2 protein-coding genes are annotated in these 2434 nt (G+C 67.7%); both read left to right on the top strand.

Going from position 1 to position 2434, the window contains the following annotated elements; translation table 11 throughout:
* Positions 1-55: 55 nt before the first annotated feature.
* A complete protein-coding gene (gene purD / locus VE25_RS07030; protein ID WP_046107900.1) occupies positions 56-1327 on the top strand; it encodes a phosphoribosylamine--glycine ligase in 1272 nt (423 codons plus the stop codon).
* Positions 1254-2312, top strand: coding sequence for a patatin-like phospholipase family protein (locus tag VE25_RS07025; RefSeq protein ID WP_152664540.1), 1059 nt, complete (start codon positions 1254-1256; stop codon positions 2310-2312). The genes purD and VE25_RS07025 overlap by 74 nt, the downstream gene beginning before the upstream one ends.
* The last annotated feature ends 122 nt before the right edge of the window (positions 2313-2434 follow it).

Raw genomic sequence — 2434 nt, 5'->3', positions numbered from 1 at the left:
ATGTGGGAGAGGGCGCACGAGACGGCAAGCAGCAAGGTGACGGGGGGCCTAACGCATGCGGGTAATGGTCATCGGTTCGGGCGGGCGCGAACATGCCCTGGCATGGAAGATCGCGCAGTCGCCGCGGCTGACGAAGCTTTATATCGCGCCGGGGAACGCCGGCACCGAGGCGGTGGGCGAGAACGTTTCCCTTGATATCACCGACCATTCGGCGGTGATCGAGTCCTGTCGGCGGCTCAGCATCGATTTCGTGGTGGTGGGGCCGGACGCGCAGGTGGTGGCAGGGCTCGGCGACGACCTGCGGGCGGCCGGGTTCACCTGCTTCTGTCCCTCGAAGGCGGCCGGCCAGCTCGAAGGCTCGAAGAGCTTCACCAAGGCGCTCTGCGACGAGATGGGCATCCCGACCGCCGCCTACGGCCATTTCGACAACGAGGCGGATGCCCTGGCATATCTGCGCCAACAGGGCGCCCCGATCGTCGTCAAGGCGGACGGGCTCGCCGCCGGCAAGGGCGTGACGGTCGCCATGACGCTCGAGGACGCCGAGGCGGCGATCAGGGATTGCTTTGCCGGCACCTTCGGGGCCTCGGGCGCGGAGGTGGTGATCGAGGAGTTCATGGAGGGCGAGGAGGTGAGCCTTTTCGTTCTCTGCGACGGGCGCAACACGCTGCTCCTCGCCTCGGCCCAGGACCACAAGCGCGCCTTCGACGGCGACACAGGCCCGAACACCGGCGGCATGGGTGCGTATTCGCCCGCTCCGGTATTGACCGAGGCGCTGACGCGCCAGGCGATGGAGACGATCGTCAATCCCACCGTCGAGGGACTCATCCGTCGCGGCACCCCCTATCAGGGCGTCTTCTATGCCGGGCTGATGCTGACGGCGCAGGGTCCCAAGCTCGTCGAATACAATGCGCGCTTCGGCGACCCCGAGTGCCAGGTGATGATGATGCGACTGCGCTCGGATGTGCTGGATCTGCTGCACGCGACGGCCACGGGCAACCTTGCCGGCAAGTTCGCGGTCTGGCGGGAGGAAGCGGCGCTGACGGTGATCCTCGCCACCAAGGGGTATCCGGGCGACTACGCAAAGGGCTCGGAGATCAAGGGAGCCGAAGGGCTCGACACGGGCGACGTTCAGGTGTTCCATGCCGGAACGAAGCGCGAAGGCGAACGTTTGCTCGCCGCTGGCGGGCGTGTGCTCAATGTCACCGCGCTCGGCGCCACGGTGGCGGAGGCACAAAAGCGTGCTTACGAATGCGTTGATCAGATTGCTTGGCCGCAGGGTTTCTGCCGGCGCGACATCGGCTGGCGCGCCGTCGAGCGCGGAGAGTGAAGCGGCGGCGGCGCTCGATGCGGCCATCGATACCGCGGCCGCGCGACTGACGCCGCTGCAACAGCGCGGGCAGCGGGTGATCGAGCGCATGCGTGGCGACAAGCCGAAGGCGCCCGGCGCCGGCGAGGGGCTGCGCATCGGGGTCGCGCTCGGTGGCGGCTCGGCGCGCGGGCTGACCCATATCCCCTATATCGAGGCGATGGACGAGCTGGGGCTGACGCCCTCGGTGATCGCCGGCACATCGATCGGCGCGCTGATCGGGGCCGGCTGGGCCAACGGCATGAAGGGCGCCGAAATCCGCGAGCACGCCTATGAAGTGCTGGGGACGCTGCGCGTCATCGCGGGGCGGCTCTGGGCGCGGCACGTGCGCGGGCTCGGCAGCCTGCTGCAGAACGGCCTTCCAACGCAACTCGACGCCAACGCGGTGGTCGACGCGTTCCTCCCCGACGGCTTCCCGCCGCAGTTCAGCGACCTGCGCGTGCCGCTCTATGTGGTGGCGACCGATTTCCAGTCCTGGCACCCGGCGGTGTTCAGCTCAGGCCTGGTGCGGCCGGCGATCGCCGGCTCCATCGCCATTCCCAGCTTGTTCAAGCCGGTCTACTTCGACAACCACCTGTTGGTCGACGGGGGCGTGGTCAATCCACTGCCGCTCGACCAGGCCGATATCGGCACCGACTTCCTCATCGGCATCGACGTCAACGGCGATCCCTCGCATGGCCTCACCAAGGTCAACCACAACGCGGTCGACCTCTGGTTCGGCTCGGCGCAGATCATGATGCACTCGCTGACCGCCCACATGATGGCGGCCTACCCGCCCGACGTCTATGTGCGCCCGCACGTGGCGAACTTCGGCGCGCTCGAGTTCTGGCGGGTGCGCGAGATCGTCGACCATGCGGACCGGGAGAAGGACCGGTTCAAGCGCATGGTCAGCGAGAAGATCGAGGCCCATATCCAGAACAAGGTGCCGGTGAGCGGCAGCGAGTGAGGCGGAAGCACGAGCTGGGGGGCTCCCCTCCCACGAGGGGGCCCGGGATGGGGGAAGCTTCAGTGGCTCACCGAACCACCCCCACCCTCATTCCCTCCCCTCAAGGGGGAGGAAGGCGAAGG

The organism is Devosia geojensis (assembly GCF_000969415.1).
Classification (GTDB): Bacteria; Pseudomonadota; Alphaproteobacteria; order Rhizobiales; family Devosiaceae; genus Devosia; species Devosia geojensis.
Note: the sequence above shows the minus strand (reverse complement) of the source record. Positions and strands in the feature narration are given on the sequence as shown.